At 35.3% G+C, this 21,688-nt stretch carries 14 protein-coding genes; 3 read left to right on the top strand and 11 right to left on the bottom strand.

Annotated features, from left to right (window positions below):
• Positions 1 to 21 precede the first annotated feature (21 nt).
• The gene (locus NZ923_06295) at positions 22 to 1,137 is read right to left on the bottom strand and encodes an SDR family oxidoreductase (protein MCS7229630.1); all 1,116 of its coding nucleotides are present in this window, start codon (positions 1,135 to 1,137) and stop codon (positions 22 to 24) included.
• Between the two features lie 53 nt (positions 1,138 to 1,190).
• On the opposite strand from NZ923_06295, the gene NZ923_06290 reads away from it, so the two are divergent.
• The 3 genes from NZ923_06290 to NZ923_06280 are packed head-to-tail and all read left to right on the top strand — an operon-like array spanning position 1,191 to position 5,456.
• Complete coding sequence (locus tag NZ923_06290) at positions 1,191 to 2,981, top strand: menaquinone biosynthesis decarboxylase (protein MCS7229629.1); 1,791 nt, start codon at positions 1,191 to 1,193, stop codon at positions 2,979 to 2,981.
• Positions 2,960 to 4,138: a peptidoglycan DD-metalloendopeptidase family protein gene (locus tag NZ923_06285; protein MCS7229628.1), complete on the top strand. Its 1,179-nt coding sequence runs from the start codon at positions 2,960 to 2,962 to the stop codon at positions 4,136 to 4,138. The genes NZ923_06290 and NZ923_06285 overlap by 22 nt, the downstream gene beginning before the upstream one ends.
• Complete coding sequence (locus NZ923_06280; protein MCS7229627.1) at positions 4,092 to 5,456, top strand: 3-deoxy-D-manno-octulosonic acid transferase; 1,365 nt, start codon at positions 4,092 to 4,094, stop codon at positions 5,454 to 5,456. Before NZ923_06285 ends, NZ923_06280 begins: the two co-directional genes overlap by 47 nt.
• Here the strand turns inward: NZ923_06280 and waaF are convergent.
• The 10 genes from waaF to recN form a co-directional block, all read right to left on the bottom strand.
• The gene (gene waaF / locus NZ923_06275) at positions 5,428 to 6,468 is read right to left on the bottom strand and encodes a lipopolysaccharide heptosyltransferase II (GenBank protein ID MCS7229626.1); all 1,041 of its coding nucleotides are present in this window, start codon (positions 6,466 to 6,468) and stop codon (positions 5,428 to 5,430) included. The genes NZ923_06280 and waaF overlap by 29 nt on opposite strands.
• Entirely contained in the window at positions 6,465 to 7,358 is an 894-nt protein-coding gene (locus NZ923_06270) for a lysophospholipid acyltransferase family protein (protein MCS7229625.1), read from the bottom strand. Before NZ923_06270 ends, waaF begins: the two co-directional genes overlap by 4 nt.
• A 58-nt stretch (positions 7,359 to 7,416) precedes the next feature.
• Positions 7,417 to 9,087, bottom strand: a complete 1,671-nt coding sequence (locus NZ923_06265) for a M28 family metallopeptidase (protein ID MCS7229624.1) — start codon at positions 9,085 to 9,087, stop codon at positions 7,417 to 7,419.
• Entirely contained in the window at positions 9,074 to 9,847 is a 774-nt protein-coding gene (locus NZ923_06260; protein ID MCS7229623.1) for a DUF72 domain-containing protein, read from the bottom strand. The genes NZ923_06265 and NZ923_06260 overlap by 14 nt, the downstream gene beginning before the upstream one ends.
• 7 nt (positions 9,848 to 9,854) lie before the next feature.
• The gene (gene rnr, locus NZ923_06255) at positions 9,855 to 12,011 is read right to left on the bottom strand and encodes a ribonuclease R (protein MCS7229622.1); all 2,157 of its coding nucleotides are present in this window, start codon (positions 12,009 to 12,011) and stop codon (positions 9,855 to 9,857) included.
• Positions 12,008 to 16,396 (bottom strand): translocation/assembly module TamB, encoded by a 4,389-nt coding sequence (locus tag NZ923_06250; GenBank protein ID MCS7229621.1) that lies wholly within the window; start codon positions 16,394 to 16,396, stop codon positions 12,008 to 12,010. Before NZ923_06250 ends, rnr begins: the two co-directional genes overlap by 4 nt.
• Positions 16,393 to 16,875, bottom strand: a complete 483-nt coding sequence (gene rfaE2, locus NZ923_06245) for a D-glycero-beta-D-manno-heptose 1-phosphate adenylyltransferase (protein ID MCS7229620.1) — start codon at positions 16,873 to 16,875, stop codon at positions 16,393 to 16,395. Before rfaE2 ends, NZ923_06250 begins: the two co-directional genes overlap by 4 nt.
• Positions 16,875 to 17,879, bottom strand: a complete 1,005-nt coding sequence (rfaE1, locus tag NZ923_06240) for a D-glycero-beta-D-manno-heptose-7-phosphate kinase (protein MCS7229619.1) — start codon at positions 17,877 to 17,879, stop codon at positions 16,875 to 16,877. The genes rfaE2 and rfaE1 overlap by 1 nt, the downstream gene beginning before the upstream one ends.
• 598 nt (positions 17,880 to 18,477) lie before the next feature.
• Positions 18,478 to 19,932 (bottom strand): cysteine--tRNA ligase, encoded by a 1,455-nt coding sequence (gene cysS / locus NZ923_06235; protein MCS7229618.1) that lies wholly within the window; start codon positions 19,930 to 19,932, stop codon positions 18,478 to 18,480.
• A gap of 13 nt (positions 19,933 to 19,945) precedes the next feature.
• A complete protein-coding gene (gene recN, locus NZ923_06230; GenBank protein ID MCS7229617.1) occupies positions 19,946 to 21,652 on the bottom strand; it encodes a DNA repair protein RecN in 1,707 nt (568 codons plus the stop codon).
• Between the last annotated feature and the right edge of the window lie 36 nt (positions 21,653 to 21,688).

The raw sequence follows: 21,688 nt of genomic DNA, 5'->3' as shown, positions 1-21,688 counted from the left end.
AATTTAAACTCAAAAATTACCTTAACTTAAGCCCCGTCTTGCAATCCTACCTTTATTCCTACGAACGAACTCAATCATGACATCAACATAATCAAGCAAATCTGGACACCTTATATAACCTCGCTCTAAAATTGAAGTTGTAAAACTACAATCATAATGAATATGATGATCAAAGTAATCAATCAACTGCACAGGAATACCAACAACTCTTTGCAAGAATTGAGGTTTCATCAACTTTTTCATTGTTTGGGGTGAAATGCGGAAATAAATAAAACTTTTTCCAAGCCGTTCAGCGAAAATTTGAACCAACTCAAAAACCTTGTGTGGTCTCGGATCTGTAAGATGAAAAACTTTTCCAACTGTCTCATCAAGTCCACTCAAATAAGCAATTGAATCAACCACATAATCCACAGGAACAATGTTAACTTCTGCCTCACCCGATCCAACTTTAGGAAACGGGGAATAGTTTGGGAGCTTTAGCATCAAAAGAATGACATAATAAGGTCCATCAAATTTAGCGGTTTCACCAGTTTTTGAATCACCAACAACTATCCCTGGTCTATAAATCGTCGTGGGAATAAACTTCTGATTTTCTCTCACAACTTTTTCAGCGAGAAATTTCGTCTGCTCATAAAAATTTTTAAAACCCTGTCCGAGGTCAAAATCATCTTCACTAAAAACTCCAGTCGCAAGACCGGAAACATAAGCTGTGCTTACATAGTTAAATTTTCGCAAATTGGGACAATTTTTCAAAAAATTAACAACATTTTCAGTCCCCAAAACATTTACTCGGTAACCCACCTCAAAAGGAACAGCAAGATCATAAACAGCTGCAAGATGAAAACATTCCGTTATTTCATCTTTAATCTTCTCTGGACTTTCAATTCCAAGATTTGGTAGAGTGATATCACCTATTATAACTTGAAATGCTTTTGACATTGACGGAAATTCTGTGAGAATTTTTTTGATCGTCTCATTCGCAAGAGAAAGATACTTTTCCTGAACAATAAGATAAAACCTCTCTATATCCCGCCTATAATCAAACAGTCTTTTTATCAACCTCGCCCCGATAAATCCCGGAAAGCCCGTGAAAAGTGCAGCTGACATTACAAAGTAATTTTTTGTTTGTAAGCCCATCTGAATTTTGTTAAATTATACTAAAAATTTTACAAACAAAAAATTTCATCGCATTGGCTCAAGATTTAAGAAGTTTCCTGAAGATTTTAAGGGAAAGAAACGAACTTAAAGAAATTAACGCTGAAGTTTCCACAGAGCTTGAAATTACCGAGATCGCAGACAGGGTTGTAAAATCAAGCGGTCCGGCTCTTTTATTTAAAAACGTTAAAGATAGTAAGTTTCCCGTAACGATAAATCTACTTGGAACATACGAGAGAGTTAAGCTTGCAATCAAAAATGAACCTGCGGAAACTTTCAAATGGCTTGTTGAATTTCTAACTGAAAAACCTACGCCTAAAAACATTTACAAAAATAGAAGATATTTCTTTAAACTTTTCAAAGCGTTAAAACCTAAAGTTGTTAAAAACGCGCCTGTTCAAGAAGTGGTAAATCTTAATCCCAACCTTTTTGAAATTCCTGTGCTGAAATGCTGGCCTAAAGATGGAGGCAAGTTCATCACGTTACCACTTGTTATAACTCACGATCCAGAAACGGGAAAAAGAAATGTTGGGATGTATAGAATTCAACTTTATGACGAAAAAACCGCAGGGCTTCATTGGCAAAGCCATAAAACAGGAGCTTATCACTATTGGAAAGCTGAAAAACTTAACAAACCACTTCCTGTAGCCATCGCAATTGGCGGACATCCAGCGCTAATCTTTTCTGCAATCGTCCCTCTACCACCTAATCTTGATGAACTTATGTTTGCCTCATATCTTCTTAATGAAAAAATTCGTCTTGTAAAAGCGAAAACAATCCCAATATTAGTTCCGGCAAACGCTGAATTTATAATTGAAGGTTATGCTTATCCATTTGAACGCAGGACTGAAGGTCCGTTTGGTGATCATTTCGGATATTATTCACTTTCTGAACCATTTCCCGTTTTGCATGTCACTGCAATCACTCATAGAAAAGATGCGATTTACCCAGCAACAATAGTTGGAAAACCTCCGATGGAAGATACTTGGATTGGAAAAGCAATATCTGAAATTTTCTTCCCCATCATAAAAATGCAACTTCCCGAAATAGAAAAGATGTATATAAGTGAAGAAGCTGGCTTCCATAACTTGGGCATTTTATCTGTTGAGAGCTACTTCCCACGACAAGCAGTTAAAGCAATGATGGGAGTTTGGGGACTTGGACAACTTTCTTTAACTAAAATTTTGATAGCTGTTGACAAAAACATAAATCCAGAAAACCTAAAAGATGTCGCAATTGAAATTTTAAAATGGGTTGACTTTTCACAAGATTTGATCTTCGTAAGAGATGCCCACACTGATACACTTGATGTCGCAGGACCAACAACGGACCACGGTTCAAAACTTGGAATTGATGCAACCCCTAAAAAAGAAAGACAACCGTTTGAGATAGAGAAAATTGATATACCTGAATTGAAAGGTAAAAGCGAGATCATTGATGAATTAAGACCAGTTGATGGAATTCTTGTAATAAAAATCAAAAAAGATAAACCATTTAAAGCCAGAGAGATAGCAAGAGAAATATGGAATCTTGACATCGGTAGAAAGATCAGAATTATGTTCATTGTAGATGAAGAGGTTAACATCCACGATAAAACTGAACTTGTGTGGGGGATATTTACGAGATTTGATCCCGAGAGAGATATATTTTTTGACGAGAGAAATTTAAATTATCGCGTTCTTCCCTATTTTGGTCGCCGAATGGCAATTGATTGCACGAGAAAATTTGAAGAAGAAGGACATCACAAGCCGTGGCTTGAAGTTATAAAAATGGATGAAAAAGTCAAAGAAAGTATCACTCAACGATGGAAAGAGTTTGGATTTTAAGTTTATTGCTAATTTTTCTCACAACCACTGAGCAAAACTCGCAGGATAAAATAAAGCAAAAAAGAGAAGAGTTAAATCGCCTTCGCAAAGAGATAGAGATTTTTGAAAACAAAATTAAACAAGCACAAAGAGAAGAAAAGATCACACTGGAATTAATAGATGATTACGAAAGGAAAGATAATCTCTTGAGACGATTAATTGCTGAATTGAAAAAACAAATCAAAGAAAACGAACAACAGATCCATCAGCTTCAGACCGAAATTTACAAATCCGAAAGCGAAATCCAAACCTTAAAAGAGCAGTATGCTAAATATGTCAGGGCACTTTACAAACGGGGCAGAACTCACGATCTTGAATTGATTTTAACCGCAAAATCAATTAATCAAATGTTGACGCGAACTGTTTACCTTAAAAAATTTACAGAATACAGAAAAAAGACAATTGACTCCATCTACGCATTACATACGAAGTTAAAAGAACAAAAAAATGAACTTGAATCTGTCTTATCAAAACAAAAGGATCTGGTCAATCAGAAAGAAAAAGAAGAACTTAATCTTCAGGCAAGCATAAGAGAAAAAAGAGAAATCCTTGCGAAGATAAGGAAAGATAAACAAAATTTGCAAATACAACTTGAACGGAGGAAAAAAGCAATTAAGGAGCTTGAAACTGTTATCGCAAAACTAATTGAAGAAGAAAGGAAAAGAAAACTTGAACAGAAGAAAACAGATGTAGAAATTCCAAAAATAGAAGGAAACTTCGCTAAACTACGAGGTAAACTTCCATGGCCCGTAGATAATGGAAAGATAATATCTCGTTTCGGGGAGCAAATACACCCTACCCTTAAAACTATTACGCTAAATTATGGTGTTGATATTGCAGTTCCAGAAAATAGCCCGGTTAAAGCAGTCGCAGACGGAATCGTTTCAAAAATTTTTTGGCTACCGAGTTTTGAAAATATAATCATCATAACACACGACGGTGGTTTTAGAACAGTTTATGCTAACTTATCAGATATATTTGTCAACGAAGGCGAAACAGTAAAGTCAGGACAGGTCATAGGCAGAAGCGGGGATTCAATTGAAGGTTCAATTGTTCATTTTGAAATATGGTATGAACGACAACAACAAAACCCAGAGATATGGCTTTCAAAAAAATAAACATACCATAATGAAGAAATTTAATCTGATTCTAACGCTGATTTTTTACAACTTATTTCTTATCCCGATTCTTTTCGTCGCTTTTCACATTCTCGGGCATCTGAATAAAAAAGCAAAAAAGGGCATAGAAGGGCGAAAAGATCTCTTCAAAAATCTTGAATTAAAAATAAAGCAAAAATTCAACCCACAAAAACCAACATTTTGGTTTCATTCCTCATCACTTGGTGAATTTGAACAGGCTAAACCATTGATAGCAAAAATTAGAGAAAAAATTAACCCAAATATAATCGTAACCTTCTTTTCTCCATCCGGATATGAACATTCAAAAAACTATCCACTTGCAGATGTGATCTCTTACATCCCTTTTGACTCAATCTTCAACGCTAAAAAATTCACAAACCTAATAAAATCTCATAAAACTTATCTTTTTCTAATGAAGTACGACATCTGGCCAAACCATATCCATATGGCACGAAAAAACAATTTCACGATATGCATAGCAAACGCAATTGTTAATGAGAAAAAGACATCGTTTCCACAACGATTTTTCTATAGCACATTCTATGAGTTATGCGATTATATCTTTTTGATCTCAAAGAACGACGAAAAAAACATTTCAAAATTAAAACTAAAGAAACCGAAGATATTTTCAACTGGCGACACAAGATATGATCAGGTTTTCATCAGAAGTAAAGAATCCAAGAAAAAAGCATCTCTTCCAAGCAATGTAACAAAGACAAAAAATGACGAGAAGAAGAAAATTTTTGTCGTCGGAAGCAGTTGGGAAGATGACGAAAAAATCATAATACCGACGATCGTAAAAATTCAGAAATATGAGCCAAAACTTTTAACAATTATAGTTCCACACGAACCTACCGAAGAAAACATTAGAAAAATAGAAGAAGAACTTGCAGACAAAATTTCTTTTATTAGGTTTTCTGCGATTGAAAATTACACTGATCAAAAAGTTATAATAGTTGATGCTGTTGGTTATCTTATGTCGCTTTACGCTTATGCTGATGTTGCATATGTTGGAGGGAGCTTTAAGCAGGGGATCCACAATGTGCTTGAACCTGCCACTTATGGGATTCCAGTGATATACGGTCCGAAGATAAACAACTCGCCAGAGGCGCAAAATCTCGCAAAAATTGGAGGTGGCTTCATCGTAAAAGACAAAAAAGAATTTTATAAAACTCTAAGAAAATTACTTTCGGACGAAAAACTTAGAACTGAATCTGGCAAAAGATCATTTGAGCTTGTTTCCTCAAACCTTGGAGCAACAGAAAAAATTATTCAATTTCTTGGATTAAACTCTTGACCTCAAGATAAACTCTCTCTGAATCAATTAACTTCATACACTTGAAATGTCCTTCAGGACATTTTTTTCTCCCGTGAGTTCCACAAGGTCTACAATATAGATTTTCAACTTGCACAACTCTATCTTTTTCACCATATGGATAAAATCCAAATTCAGGCACAGTTGAGCCAAATATAGCAACCACCGGCGTTCGCATTGCAACTGCAATGTGCATTGGTGCAGAATCATTTGAAACAAGGAGCACAGAACGACGAATTAGTTCAGCTGTCTGAAGCAAACTTAGCTTCCCACAAAAATTTATAACATTCTTCGCATCGCTCATAGTTTTTATTTCCTCACATAGTTTGAAATCCTCAACACCTCCAACGAGAGCAATTACAAATCCATCATCCGAAAGAAGTTTCGCAAGCTCTGCAAATTTTTCTTTCAACCATCTTTTTGTCTCCCACACAGAACCTGGCGCAATACTGATGATTTTTGAGTTAACTCCAGAAAGAAGTTGATCAACATAAAGTTTTTCATCATCAGATGGATAAAGATTCGGAAGCTCTTTCCTGCTTGTTTCTATGCCAAACGGTTTGAGCAATGAAAGGTTTCTTTCAATCTCGTGGATCTTCTCATATTTGACTATGTGAGTATAAAGAAATTTAAAGGCACTTTTGTTAAATCCGACGCGAATTTTAATCTTCGCTAAAAAAGGAATCAAAGCGCTTCTAAAATGTCTTTGTAATATGAACACAACATCATATCTTTTTAAAGCTACCTTTTTAGCCAATTTAAAGATTCCGCTCAATCCCCTATCTTTATTTTTCTTGTCAAAAACTATTACTTCATTGACATCTGGATGATTTTTTAAAAGTTCAGCAGTTTTAGGTATAAGCATGAAATCAATTTCAGCATTAGGCAATTTCCTACGCAAAACTTGCAAAAGTGGAAGCGCAAGCACCACATCACCGATAAATGCAGTTTGAATTATCAGGATCTTTTTCCAGTTTTTAATATCTATATTCATTCGGATTGAAAACTTTGTGGTGGGCTATGTTTCCATCGTCTATGAAACCAAAGCCAATGATCTGGATATTGACGCACATATTTTTCTAAAATTGTTGTGTGAAGTTGAGTTAATTTAATTATGTTTTCATTTTCATCTTCGGACGGTTTAAAATCAACTTTTTCAAAGACGAAACGATATTTAAAATTTTTCTCTCTTATTGAAAAACCCATCACAATCGGAGCGCCAGTTCGCAAGGACATAACCGCTGGACCTGCAAATGTTGAAGCAGGTCTACCTAAAAAGTTTACAAAAAGCCCTTCCTTAGGTGCGCTTTGATCCGCAAGGAGTGCAACCACCCCACCGGTTGATAAAACTCTTAATGATTCTCTGTAGGCTTTTTCCATTGGTATAACTCTATTTCCAAACTTACATCTCCATTTGTTTATTTCATTATCAACGAGCTTGTTCCTTTGTGTTTTAACTATTATGTTTAGTGGTTTGTTAATTTCAATACCCAAAACGATAGCGCTTAACTCCCAATTTCCAAAATGTCCAGACATTAAAATCAAACCACGCCCTTCACTTAATGCCTCAGTGACATAATTAAAGTTTTCCATTCTAACCAAATCTTTGAGATCTTCTGGCTTTAATTTTTGGAAGCTTACAAACTCAAAAAGAGTTATGAAAAAATTCACATATGCCATTTTTAAAATTCGTCGGATCTCGCTTTCGCTCTTGTCTGGAAAGGAGTTTTTTAAGTTTTCAAAAGCAACTTTCTTTCTATATGGAAGAAAATAATATGCAAAGATTCCAAACGATCTCCCCAATCGTTGCAAAACTCGCAAAGGTAAAAGACGAGCAAGAAAAACGAAAAATTTAAAAGCGATATACTCTATGTAATTTTTCACTTTTACTTTAAACCTTTTTATGACAAAAAGGGGACGCTATAAAGCGCCCCCAAGACCTTCATCTCATCATTTGTTCTCTTATCAACCTAAACTCGCTATCTGGTTTCCATTCCGGCTTCTTATCCGCATTTGCAAGATAATAAGCTGTAAGAAAAACAAGTTTCGCATCTTCAACTGCTCCATCTAAAACCCATGAATCATTGTATTCGTCGCTTGGCTGATGATAATGTTTTGCAATATATTCTTCAACAACCTTTCTGCCATAATCTTCCGGCTTGTTAATGTATTCAACTCCATTATCAAAATATATGGCTGGAACTCCTATTTTAGCGAAATTAAACTGATCCGATCTATAAAACATACCGAGCTCTGGGAATTGATCTGGCTTTACATATCTACCTTGATATTTACTTGCTATTTCACTTACTATTTCACCAATCGTGCTCTTTTCCATCCCAATTAAAATAACATCTTTCGTTTTACCCCAAATGTTAATTCCATCTACATTCAAGTTAGCCACCATTTTAACTGGCGGAACTGGTGGATTTTGGGCGAAATATTTTGAACCAAGAAGTCCTGCTTCCTCGGCAGTTACTGCAACGAACATAATAGATCTGCGCGGTTTAACTTTCAACTCCGAAAACGCTTTAGCAATTGAAAGCAAAGCAGAAACACCCGAAGCATTGTCAAGCGCTCCATTGTAAATTGAATCACCATTAACTGGTTTACCAATTCCGAGATGGTCATGATGCGATGTGATGATTATGTATTCATCTTTCAATTTCTCATCTCCGCCACGCAGAACACCAATAACATTTTGTGAAATGATTTCCCTAACCTTAACCTTCATGTTCAGCGAGAGTTTTAAACCAAGATCAACAGGTTTAAACTGCCTTGTTTGCGCCATTTTCACAAGTTCATCCAGATTTTGCCCTGCAAGTGCAAGTAATTTTTTGGTTGCATCTTCAGTAAGCCAACCTTTAAGCAAGATCCTTGGTTCAGTATCATTTGCGAGTTCAAATTCTTCACCAGACCATGAAGTTTGCACGACATTCCAGCCATAACCAGCAGATGGGGTGGTATGAATTATTATCGCTCCAAGAGCTCCTTTTTTAGCGGCAATTTCATATTTGTAAGTCCATCTACCATAATAAGTTCTTGCTTTGCCACCGAAAAGATTTGGTTCTTCCGGAGTCGCGGGTGGATCATCATTTAACATAAGCAATATCTTTCCCGAAACATCAACACCTTTATAATCATCCCAATTTTGTTCAGGAGCAACTATCCCATAACCCACAAATACAATACTCGCATCTTTTATTGACACAAAATCTTTCTTAACACCTGAAACGGCTATAAAATCATCATAATACTTGAACCTTATTGTCCTACCTTTTCCCTTTACAACCATTTCTTTGTCTGGATAAGTAGTTATCCCAGAAAGTGGGACCATTTGAAAATATGAACCTTTATCTCCGCCTGGTTCAAGCCCCATAAGTTTAAACTGTGTCGCGATATATGTCGCCGCGAGAAGTTCGCCCCTTGAACCTGTGCCTCTTCCTTCAAGCAAGTCATGTGATAAAAATTGAACATTCGCTCTGATATAATCTTCAGTAATATAATTCATAGCTTTCTTCGCATCATCTGTGAGGAAATTATCAACCGTTATTTGAGAAAACATCGTCATAGCAGGGATCAGGATCAGTAGTAATGCTTTAATTGCTCTCATTTTTTCCCTCAATTTGTTTTGAATTGATAAATTTTGAGATTTTCCTTTTTAAATTTAGAGCGTTCTCAACCGCATAAGCGTTGAAATCGTTATTAAAATAAACAAAAACTTCTTTATCTTCCACTAAAAAGTTCCATATCAATCTCGCAAAACTTTCTATTTGTTCATCGTCGTAAGCTGATCGGTATCTTTCCTCAGGACCGTGAAATCTAAAGTAAACGAAATTCGCAGTGGAAACGGGAGGCGTAAAAATTTCGCGCATGTGAGAGATACATAAAGCGATATTATTTTCCTTCAAAATAAGAAAAATTGTATCGTTAAAAAACTCAACATTTCTGAACTCAAAAACATGCTTATATCCCCTCGGAAGCAAAGAGATATAATCACTTAAAAGAGATGTGTCATATTCAAGCGTAGGTGGAAATTGATGAAGAATGCATCCAAGACGATTGTAAACTCTTAACGGCTTTATAATCTTCATAAATCCATAAAAATCGCTTCGCACATTTTTTAATTTTTTTATGTGAGTTATAACTTGATGAACCTTCGCAGAGAATACGAAGTAAAGAGGCGTCCTTTTTATCCAACCTTCAATTGTCTTGGCTCTCGGGAGATGATAAAAAGTTGTATTTAATTCAACCGTGTCAAACACTCTTGAGTAATACTCAAGCCATTTATCTTTGATTAGTTTTTCCGGGTAAAATTTCCCTACCCAATGCTTGTAGTAATAACCCGATGTCCCGATGTAAATTCTGCTCATTCAAATTTCATCTTGATATTTTACCAAGAAGGATGAAATCAATTTCCCTTGCGATTTCGTCAACTCTTGTGACACGAACTTTAACTTTATCCCCGAGGCGATAGATTTTCTTTGTATACTTACCTATCAAAGCATATTGAGTTTCGTCGTAGATATAATAATCATCCGTCAAATCCCTAACTTTAACAAGCCCTTCAACAAGAATATCATTTATTTCAACGAAAAGACCAAATTCAACGACACCTGAAATAATTCCGTCAAATACCTTGCCGATATGCTCTTTCATATACTCAATTTGTTTCAATTTAACTGATTCTCTCTCTGCTTCCATTGCTTTTATCTCCATTTCAGATGAGTGTTTGCAAATCTGCGGTAATTTCTTCGCTATTTCATTCAATCTTTTTTCATCTACATCTTTTTTCGTGTACTCACAAAGAAGCCGATGAACGACAAGATCTGGATATCTTCTTATCGGCGATGTGAAATGAGTGTAGTATTTAAAACCAAGACCAAAGTGTCCGATGTTTTTCTCCGAATAAACTGCCTTTGCCATTGATCTTATTGCAATGTCATTAACAAGATACTCATATTCAGTGCCTTTAACCTGAGCAAGCAATTTTTGAATTGATTTAGAAAGTGGCTTTGAATCAATTTCAAATTCAAAACCGAGCTTTCTTACGAACTCAGCAAGATTTTTTAACTTGGCAGGATCTGGCAGATCATGAACTCTATAAATAAACGGATACTTGCGATTTTTCTTGTTCATCTTACCGACATGTTTTGCAACCGTCTGATTTGCAAGAAGCATAAATTCCTCAATCAATCTATGGCTATCAAGGCGAACCTTCTTAACGATCTCAAGAGGATTTCCATTTTCATCAAGTTTAAATTTAACCTCTGGCGTTTCAAAATCAATGCTACCTTCGCGAATTCGTTTCTTTAAGAGAATTTGGCTCAATTTATGCATTTGAAGTATTATATCAGCATAATCACCAACGCCCGTTTCAATTATTTCTTGAACTTCTTCATAAGTGAACCTTCGCTTGCTTCTTATGATGCTCTTGTGGAAAGAATAATCTTCAACAACACCTTTTGAATTAACGATCATAAAAACGGAATAAGCAAGACGATCAACATTTGGGTTTAAACTGCAGACATTGTTAGATAACTTTTCAGGTAGCATTGGGATAACTCTATCAACCAAATAAACGCTCGTTCCTCTGTTAAGTGCTTCAAGATCAATTTTGCTCCCTTCCTTAACATAATAGCTCACATCAGCAATATGAACACCGAGTTTATATTTCCCATCTGGTAAAATTTCAAGCGAAACAGCGTCATCAAAATCTTTTGCATCTTCTGGATCTATCGTAAAACAAATTAAATTTCTTAGGTCAAGTCGTTTTTTATATTCAATCTCTGGGATCTCATCTGGGATTTTCTCAGCCTCTTCAAGAACTTCATCAGGAAAACGAGCGGAAAAATCGTAATTTCTGGCTATTGCCAAAATTTCAGCATCATTTTCACCTGCTCGCCCTAATACCTCAATAATCCTACCTTCTGGGGCAAATCCTTCATCAATCCAATCAACGAGCTCAATTACAACTTTATCTCCAACCTTTGCATTAAATTTCTTGACATTTTTTTCATTTATGTAAAAATCACGGATCAAATGTTTATCATCTGGAACAACAAAATAGATTCCCTTCTTTTTTGAAAGAACACCGGTGATAGATTTTCGTCCCCGCTCAATTATATCAACTACTTCCCCTATTGGAAGTTCTCCTTTTCTTCTCTCAACAATGGAAACCGCCACTTTATCCCCATCAATTGCAGTGTGGATAAATCTCGGTGGGATAAAAATTTCTTTTATTTCTTTTTGTGCGTCTTCAACTTCCACGAACCCATAACCGTTCGGATTTACTGTTAATCGTCCGATGAAAATTTTGGGATTTGGTTTAAACTTAAACCTATTTCTTGGCAACTTCACAATCTCGTTGCGTTCCACCATTTCCATTAAAACCTGTTTTATAATCCCACTCTCATACTCTTCCATCAAATCCAACTTTTTAGCTATTTCCTTAGCCTTGAATGCTCTTCTTTCTCTTTTTCTAAGAAACTTTAGAATTCTCTCCTTGATCTCTGAAATTTCAGGTCTTTTCTTCATAGCCTTATCCTGTAATAAAGTCCAAGTTTGTTTAAAATTTCCTTTTCTTGATAAAACTGAACGGGTTTCCTCTGATATTCAACTGTCAAGCTTCCACCTAAAAATTTTCTCAAAAGAGGATATTGCACAACAACAACGGATCGCGAAATATCTGTGAAAATATCTCCTCCGATTTGAACAATTGCACCCCCGATATTCCCAGTTATTCTAAGTCCTCTAAATCCACCGTAATATCCAATTTCAGTGCTTGTTATAACTCCACCAAGAACATCTCTTAAAATATCTGTCATAACCCCAGAAACGACATTACTTAAAAGTCCTGCTCCAGTTGAGGACCACAAATTTTCTGTAAACATTGTAACTTCGCCTCTTGTAAGCTCATCCTTGAACCTACCAGTAACGAGGAATGAAATCGCGTCCGACTCAACTTCACCATGCGGATAAACCTTTTGATAATCTTCGCCGTCAACGAACATTTGAATTTTTACAATCGGTCTTGATAATGTTCCACTTATCAAAAGTTGGACAAGTATTGTTTCAACTTTCCCAGCGCTTAATGTATCTGTTAATACAGTATGTGTTCCAGTATAATTTGCAATTATATCAATTTCTGGATTTTCAAGGTTACCTGTGAATTTTAATTTGCCAGTTGCATTGAATCTCCTGAAAAAGTTATAATAAGACCTATCAAGTATATTTATCTCGCCATAAGCAATTGTTGAACCTGAATAATGTCTGAGATTTAAGTTTCCTGTAAATTCAGCGTAAAATTCTTCGCCAGTCTGCGCGTTAAGAATAACATTTAATTTCGCGTCCTTTAAAGTTGAGATCTTTAAATCGTAATTTAATTCTGAAAAGGCGCCATTTTTTTTCGTTGTTTCATTCTGAACACCATCGTTTTTTCTAACAGGGATATCAAGATAAACCAATTCTTCTGTTGCGATTTCTTCTTTTCTTATCGTGTCCATTGGGCTCACATAAACATATTCAAAACCTGTGCTTTGCATCATACCACCAGCATGCCTCGGGAAGTAATTCAAATTAACATCGGAAAGCAAAACCTCGCCATTGAGATAAAGACCAGTTGTATCAACTTTTAAAACTAATCCATTTTTCCCTGTTTCGGCAATAACTCGTCCATACAATCCTGTGCTTCCGAATCCTTCTTTATCCATCAAAAGCAGCCTGCCGTTGATGTTAAACTCACCACTTGCGATCGCAAACCTATCAAGGTAAACTCTACCTTTAATTTGAACTTCGCCATCACGATAATCATCTGGATTATTCCACAGATTAAAATCCTCAAAGTAAATTACATTTGAATCAACTCTCCCGGTTCCGTAAACAAGATAGTATTTGCTGTTTTGATTGAACTTAAATATACAATTTTGGAGCGAAAACTTACCCCTGAAATTTGGTTTATCAAAAGTCCCACTCAAATCAATGTCCGCAGTTACATCACCTTTCAAATCCGAAATTTCACCTATGACGGTCTCAAAAATTGCAATAGGAAATCTTAAAAATCTTATCTTTCCAGAGATATATGGTTCTTGATATTTCGTCCTTACATCAGGACTAATCCACATAGGAAACGAAATTGATATATCCATCGCGTTATAACTTAAATCACCAGCTGTTGCCACTAACATAGAATTTAATCTTATCATATCGTTTTCAATCTTACCAAAACATTGCAATTTCCCCGCTTGCACATCTTTATATCTTAAGTCATCAATAAAAACTTCAATTTCCGAATTTGGTTTATCGTGCGTTCCGTAAACAGATATTGAAAAATTAACATTTCCCTGAAATTCACTTCCTTTAAGGAAAATTTTGTTAAGCTTTATATTTTCACCCCAAACCCTCAGTTGCTGCGTCTCTTTGTCAATAAATCCAGCAATGTAAACTTCTTGATCATTGAAAGTCAAAGAGGAAGGATTAATTATAACACTGCTTTTCGTTTGGAAGATTTCAATTTCATCAATTAAATAAATTTTATTATCGTGAATATCAGCGTTAAACATCTTCAAGATATACCTGTTCACTTCGGGACTAAATTGAGCAACGGAAACAGATTCAAATTTCCACTTATCTCCAACGCTTGAGACTTCAGCATATAACTCCGGTTCATCATAGTTCAAGTTTAATTTAACATCACTTAATTCAAACCAACTTGAAACAAATCCATTTAAATCGCCTCTTACCCTAAACCGAAGATTACGATTATAACTTATCTCAATTGAGCCATTAAATGATCGTGCTTCAAATGTATCAATTTTGTTTCTTTCGTAATTTGTATACCTTATTTGCTTTAAGCTAGCATCGCTGTAAAAGTAAAATCCTTGTGAATCAGCAAGGAAAACACCATTTATATTTCCAACAGATTGAAAGAGTTGTCCAATTGAGAAAAGCGAAATTGGGGTTAAATTTTTAAGCTTTAACTTATACTCAGCGTAAACAGGATTTTTTATTTCAGCAAAGTTGAACTTTTCATATGTTGAGAAGTTAAGTTTCTCTTTAAGGTTTCCGCTTACCGTTCCAAGTGCGTAGATCATAGATTTAGCTAAAGAGGCAAAATCAAATTCACCTTCAAAATTTAAATCAAACATGTTTGACTGGACAAGTAGATATTTCTTAACATCATCAATATATTTTGCACTTAATCTGAGGCGACTAATTTTATAATTCCCAAATAAAGATGGATTAAGCTGAGCGAAAAATTCCATTCTGCTAACTTTTCCAAACAAAACATTTGCATTAAAATCACCAGAGATATAACTTCTCAAAAAATGTGGTTTATCAATCCTTATCTGCGATATATCAAGTTCAGATAATGAACCACTTAAACTAAGTTGATATTCGTTTTCGTGCAATTTTTTTAAGTTTAAATCAATAACTCCTTTAAACCCCTCAGAAACAGAGACAAAGCTACCATTTAACTCGCTATTTTTTAATTCAATCCAGAAGCTTGACTTTGGTATCAAAACTTTATTTATCAAGGATTCCCCGATGTTTAGAGTTGCCCTTGAGGACATTGTTTCAAATTTAACACCTTCTCCAGTCAAATTGCCCGAGAAATTTAGTATCCCATTTAAATTTTCCTCTTCAAAAATATCATAAGGATTCAAGCCGGAGACATTGAAAGTTAAGTTATATGCCAAGTTATCTTTTATTTTGAAATTCCCCTCAAGATCTATGGACGAGGCTCCAAGTTTTAAATTTAATTTAGAATTGAATTCAAGTGGATGTCCAATATACTGCCCCTCTACATCAACATATTCAGCTCCGAATGTCGGAAGCCTAACAAGGGTGACAAACTTACTTATATCCGAAATTTTAATTTTTGTATTACTGACATCTGCGTTGATTTGAAATTCGGGAAATCTTATTATATTTTTCAACTCACCACTTACAAAGATATCCGAGTCATAAATTTTTATTTTTATTCCTTTCACTTTAAGTGATTCAAGTGTCCCGACAGCATCAATTTCAACAGATGGAGAACCAGAGAGAAAATGAACATATGGGATAAATTTTGTCAACTCAGCAAAACTAAAACTATCAGCACGAAGAGAAAGATTCATTAAAACTTTTTCAAGTGATTCTATATTTAGTTTAAAGAGATTATCTCTTGTTACAGCTGTGAAATCAAATTTGACCTTGCTATTCCCTGTTGTTATATCAAAATCTTCAGCTTTTAATCTGTTTTTATCGGCGTAAATTTTGCCATTTATTTTCGCTGTGAATTTACCAGTGTCAACTACAAATGATAAATTTATCTTCCTCAAATCAATTTTTTCAGATGAATATCTACCACTTAAAACGGCATTTATATCATGAACCACGAAATTGTGATAATTAATGCAATTTAAACTATCCGCAAGCCGTGATCTATCGGTGTTGATAGAATCAAATAAAGCAAACTTGCCATCATCAATTACAAGTTTCTCACAAGAGAAAGAAAAAGCCACGCCTTCCCTTTTTTCTCCGGGCTTAAAAACCTTTTGAAAGTTCCATTTACCATCTTTCCCCCTGATCAAGTAAACTTCTGGCTTATAAAGAATTAGTTCACGAAACGAGTACCCACCTTTTATCAAACCAATAGGATTATATTTCAGTTCAAGACCCAACGCTTTAATGAAAGTTTTTCCATCTATCTTGATATGAAAGCCATCTACACCAAAACCTGTAAATATATTACCATAGAACTTGCCGAGATGGATTTCTTCTCCAAAAAGTTTCTTTAACTCCGATTCAACTTTGCTATGAAGGATACTTCTAAATTTTTCCGTTTGCGAAATTATCAAAACAATTGAAATCAGAATAAAAAGTAAGGCGAAAAAGTAAAATGTTGCTTTAAAAAATTTTTTCAGAAACCTCTTCATCGCTTGCAGAATCGTTCAACGATAGTTTTAATTATGTTAGTTGTTGATCTATTCGGAGTAAGTTCTATCAAAACAACGCGACCCCCATTTGCTTCAACAATTTCTCTACCGACGACATTTTCCATAGACCAATCACTTCCCTTGACGAGGATATCAGGAATAATTTTAGAAATTAGATTATAAGGTGTAGGTTCGTCAAAAATCACGACATAATCAACAAAAGCCAAATTTGAAAGTATAAATGCCCTGTCATCCTGTGGAACTATTGGCCTTTCTTCACCCTTTATTTGTTTAACTGATGAATCGCTATTTAATCCTACTATTAAAACATCTCCAAGCTCTTTTGCTTTCGCAAGATATTCAACATGTCCTCTATGCAAAATATCAAAACAACCATTTGTGAAGACAATTTTCTTTCCCTGGCTTTTAAGTTCATTTTTTATCTTTACTATTTCATCTACGCTTACAACTTTCCCCATCACCATTCACCTCTTGAATCAAGAAGTGCTACTTTAAAAAGTTTTTCTCTATCAACAGGCACAACACCAACTTCTTCAACGACTATCCCCGCTGCATAGTTTGCAAGAGTTGCCGATTCAATTATATCAGCACCGCTAGCTAACGCAACTGTTAGCGTTGATATGACAGTATCACCAGCACCAGAAACATCGGCGACTTTTCTCGCTTTCGTTGGTATATGTTTGATTTCACCATTTTTATTAAAAAGCGTCATTCCTTTCTCACCTCGTGTTAATAAAAGATATTCGCACTTCAATTTCTCAAGAATTGTTTTACCAGCTTCAATTATCTTATCTTCAGTGTCAAGTTTCTCGCCGAGAGCATCTTCAACCTCTTTTCTGTTCGGCTTAAACACAGTTACATTTTTAAATTCAAAAAAATTGTCAAATTTCGGATCAACTGTTATCACAATTCCAAATCTTTTTGCAATTTCAACCAAGTCATGAATCAAATTTTTTACAATCACCCCCTTGTTATAGTCCTCTATAATTATTGCGTTTATCTCATAGACATTTTGAAGGATTATCTCTTTTATCCTCTCTTGGATTGTGTAATTAATCGGCTCCTTTGATTCCCTATCAATTCTGACGACATGTTGATTATGAGCGATCACCCTGGTTTTCACTGTTGTTGGTCTTGAGCTATCAATTATAATACCACCTGTATTGAAACCCTGTTCCCTCATTAATTCAAAAAGTATCTCCCCTTCCCTGTCATCCCCAACGACCCCAATTAATAACGGAAAAGCGCCGAGTGATTTTATATTGTTTGCTACATTTCCAGCTCCACCGAGCTTTGAGTCCTCATCTTCAACCTCAACGACTGGCACAGGTGCTTCTGGAGAAATTCTACTTACATTCCCCCAAATATATCTGTCAAGCATGATGTCACCAATGACCGCAATCTTCGCTTTCTCAAAATTTTTAAATAGGTTGTGAAGTCGCTCTTCTGTGAATCTAATCATTTAAGATAGGCAATTTATTTTTAAGTAGACAAGGTCCTAAACTTGGATTTAGTTAACAAGTTCATATTAAAAATAATCAAAGATCGGTGAATAAACAAAAATTAAAAAACTCGCTAATTCCCCCAATTTTATGATTTTTACTCTAACAATTTCGTTTCTCTGGAGATGCCAACGGGCTTTGACTTGCCCTTCTAAATTAACTTTAAGCGTTTTCCAAAATTTGTGAATTTCAGGATTGTTGTAATTTTTTATGCCTTATTCTACAATTTTGAACTTTTCATCACATAGATCTTGAACGCCAGCTTTAAAATAACACTCGTATAACATCATATTTGCAAATAAACCTACCTCATCACCTCTTTTAGAAGAAACATTCTCTAAAAACAAACCGCTTCTTTACACATATCATTGCTATATTTTTCAATTATATTACTCCAAATTTTTACAGATTCACTGAACCTTGCACAGTAGCTCCAGTCAAAATCTTTTTAATTCATTATCCTCTTTTTCGCTCACGATTAAACTAATTTCAAATAGGCTTGGCAATACGTTTGTCTTTAGAAATTCATCAACAACTTATATTTAGTCAAGTAAAGATTTACATTTCAACATATCGCCATATGGTTGTCCCATCTTTTCTATCTTCAAGTATGATGCCTAAATTTTTCAACTCATTTCGCACCCAGTCGGCAAGCTCCCAATTTTTGTCCGCCCTCGCCTTAGCTCTTATCTTGATTAAAAGTTCAATCAATTGACTTTCAATATTTGAACCTGATTTTTTATCATCAAATTCTTCAGGGATCAATCCAAGAATATCGCCCCCAAATACTCTGTAAAAATTATCTATTTCGCGGAGGGATTCAGAAGAATAGATTTCACCAGAGTTTAAAACTTGATTCACCTCTCTTGAAAGATCAAACAAAACTGAAATTGCAACTGGAACATTAAAGTCATCATCCATCGCTTCAATGAATCTTCGTTTATATTCTTCAAGGTTGATTTCGTGAGCTTTTCCAGTTTGAGACTTTGAAATTTCGTATCTTAACATTTTAACGGTATTGTGAAGTTTTTCGAGCCCTTTGCTTGCTGCTTCAAGTGCTTCATCGCTGTAATCAACGGGGCTTCTATAATGGCTTGATAGAATGAAAAATCTAATAACTAGTGGATGATATTTTTTAAATGCATCTTTCAATGTAACAACATTTCCTAGCGATTTGCTCATTTTAACTCCGTTCACCGTAACCATGTTGTTGTGTAGCCAATATCTGACGAATGGTTTTCCAGTTGCAGATTCACTTTGCGCTATTTCAGATTCGTGATGCGGGAATTGATTTTCAATTCCACCACCATGAATGTCAAATGTTTCACCGAGATATTTCATGCTCATTGCAGAGCATTCAATATGCCAGCCTGGATAACCAATCCCCCACGGGCTTTTCCATTTCATAATGTGTCCAGGTTCTGCTTTTTTCCAAAGGGCAAAATCAAACGGATTTTTCTTTTCACTTCTAACTTCAACTCTTGCACCAGCAATTAAATCTTCAATTCTTTTCCCGGAAAGTTTACCATATTCAGGAAATTTTAAAACATCAAAATAAACCGAACCATTTACTTCATAAGCATAGCCTTTTTCAAGCAAAATCTCAATGAGTTCAATTTGTTCTGGAATATGTCCAGTAGCTCGTGGAGAAATATCAGGTCTTAAATTTCCAAGTTTATCCATATCTTCAAAATAACTTCTCATATAAATTTCAACGAGTTCCATCGGCTCGAGCCGTTCCTTTCTTGCCTGTGCTATTATCTTGTCTTCGCCTTGATCAGCGTTGTCAGTTAAATGCCCAACATCAGTTATATTTTGAACATATCTAACTTTATAGCCAAGATATCTCAAATATCTCACGATCACATCAAAGGAAACATAACTTTTCGCATGTCCAAGGTGAGAATGTGCGTAAACTGTTGGCCCGCAGACATACATTCTGACAAAACCTTTAACCTCGGGAATGAATTCTTCTTTTCTTCTTGTCAATGAGTTGTAAACTTTAAGAGCCATTTCGCATAAAAATTTATTTTTTTAATCCCATTAATTCTTTGGCACTTTCAATAGATGCTTGAGTTATCTCTTCACCGCTCATAAGCTTTGCGATCTCACGGATTCTCTCCTCAATTCCAAGTTCTCTTATTTTCGTTACAGCTCTCCCATCTTGAATTACTTTTTCAGCGACGAAATGAGTATCAGCTAAACTTGCAATTTGTGGAAGATGTGTAATTGTGATTATCTGATGATACTTTGATAGATTTTTCAAACTTTGTCCAACTTTTTGAGCGATTCTTCCGCTTATCCCTGTATCTATCTCATCAAAAACCAACAACGGCAGACGCTCGGATTTCGCAAGAACGCTTTTTAAAGCAAGCATTATCCTTGAAACCTCTCCACCAGATGCAACTTTCACTAAAGGCTTCGGATCTTCACCGATGTTTGTTGAAATAAAAAATTCAACAAAATCAATTCCGCGACTCGTCGTTTCATAACACTCATCGCCAAGCTTAACATAGCATCTTCCACTTTTCTTCGGACGATTTTCTATTTTAACCTCAAATCGTGCATTTTCAATACCAAGCTCTGCTAAAACTCCAACTATTGCTTCACTTACGATCTCCGCAACCTCTCGTCTTTTTGAAGATAATCTTTCGGCAATTTCTGAACAAACCTTTATTTGCTCATTTATTTTCTTTTCAAGTTTTGAAATTTCTTCTTCAAAGTTTTCAGCAAGTTCAATCTCTTGTTTTATTTTGTCCCTATATTCAATCACTTTCTCTATGTCCCCACCATATTTCTTCTTCAACCTATTCAGTGCATGTAATCTTTCACGGATGAATTCAAGTCGCTCCGGGTTAAATTCAATTCTTGAATTGTAATTCTGAATGAAATTTGTTATTTCATCAATTATTGCCTGCGCCGATCTCGCTTCTTCAACATAAGATTGAAATCTCTTGTCAATCGTTGACAAATCTTCAAGTTGGTTTCTAACTACAACCATCAGATCGTGCACCGATTTTTCCGATCCATAAAGAAGCGAATAGATCTGTGCGGTTGCTTCATATAATTTTTCTGCATTCTCAAGCAGTTTCAACTCACTTTCAAGCTCTTCTATTTCGCCAATTTGTGGATTTACTGTTTCAATCTCTTTTAGTTGAAATTCATAAAGTTCTCTTTTTTCCTTCAGTAGTTTCTCTTTTTGTTTCAGTTCATCAAGTTGTTTATAAAGATTTTCCAACTTGTGGATCTCTTTCCTAAATTCTTCAACCATCCCGAGCAATCCCCCGAAGTCATCCAAGAGTTCAATATGAGTTTCAATTCTTAAAAGCGATTGATGTTCGTGTTGCCCGTGTAAATCAACGAGATGGTTTCCAATTTCTTTCATTACAGCGAGCGAAATTGGAGTGTCATTTGCGAAGCATCTGCTTTGTCCTTTTATTGAAACCTCTCTTCTCAAAATCAAATCATCAGAAAATTCAATTCCATTTTCCTCAAGAATTCTCTTGATCTTTTTATTTCCACCTACATAAAAAACTCCCTCAACCACTGTCTTATCTGCTCCTTTTCTTACAACTTCGCTACTTGCCCTTTCACCGAGGATCAACCCAAGAGCATCAATTAAAATTGATTTACCCGCACCCGTTTCTCCAGTTATGATATTTAACCCGCTCTTGAACTCAACCTGTATCTCCTCTATCAAAGCGTAATTTTTGACATACAAACTACGAAGCATTTTCGCGTTTTAACTATGTTTTTGCCTTAAATTTAA

The sequence above is a fragment of the Candidatus Kryptonium sp. genome, from assembly GCA_025060635.1.
Classification (GTDB): domain Bacteria; phylum Bacteroidota; class Ignavibacteria; order Kryptoniales; family Kryptoniaceae; genus Kryptonium.
This window is presented reverse-complemented; position numbering and strand designations above follow the sequence as displayed.

Bases quoted from the DNA above. Each gene is read 5' to 3' on its own strand.
- NZ923_06295 (MCS7229630.1), bottom strand. From the start codon at position 1,137: ATGGGCTTACAAACAAAAAATTACTTTGTAATGTCAGCTGCACTTTTC.
- NZ923_06285 (MCS7229628.1), top strand. From the start codon at position 2,960: ATGGAAAGAGTTTGGATTTTAAGTTTATTGCTAATTTTTCTCACAACC.
- NZ923_06280 (MCS7229627.1), top strand. From the start codon at position 4,092: ATGAACGACAACAACAAAACCCAGAGATATGGCTTTCAAAAAAATAAA.
- waaF (MCS7229626.1), bottom strand. From the start codon at position 6,468: ATGAATATAGATATTAAAAACTGGAAAAAGATCCTGATAATTCAAACT.
- NZ923_06265 (MCS7229624.1), bottom strand. From the start codon at position 9,087: ATGAGAGCAATTAAAGCATTACTACTGATCCTGATCCCTGCTATGACG.
- NZ923_06260 (MCS7229623.1), bottom strand. From the start codon at position 9,847: ATGAGCAGAATTTACATCGGGACATCGGGTTATTACTACAAGCATTGG.
- rnr (MCS7229622.1), bottom strand. From the start codon at position 12,011: ATGAAGAAAAGACCTGAAATTTCAGAGATCAAGGAGAGAATTCTAAAG.
- NZ923_06250 (MCS7229621.1), bottom strand. From the start codon at position 16,396: ATGAAGAGGTTTCTGAAAAAATTTTTTAAAGCAACATTTTACTTTTTC.
- rfaE2 (MCS7229620.1), bottom strand. From the start codon at position 16,875: ATGGGGAAAGTTGTAAGCGTAGATGAAATAGTAAAGATAAAAAATGAA.
- rfaE1 (MCS7229619.1), bottom strand. From the start codon at position 17,879: ATGATTAGATTCACAGAAGAGCGACTTCACAACCTATTTAAAAATTTT.
- cysS (MCS7229618.1), bottom strand. From the start codon at position 19,932: ATGGCTCTTAAAGTTTACAACTCATTGACAAGAAGAAAAGAAGAATTC.
- recN (MCS7229617.1), bottom strand. From the start codon at position 21,652: ATGCTTCGTAGTTTGTATGTCAAAAATTACGCTTTGATAGAGGAGATA.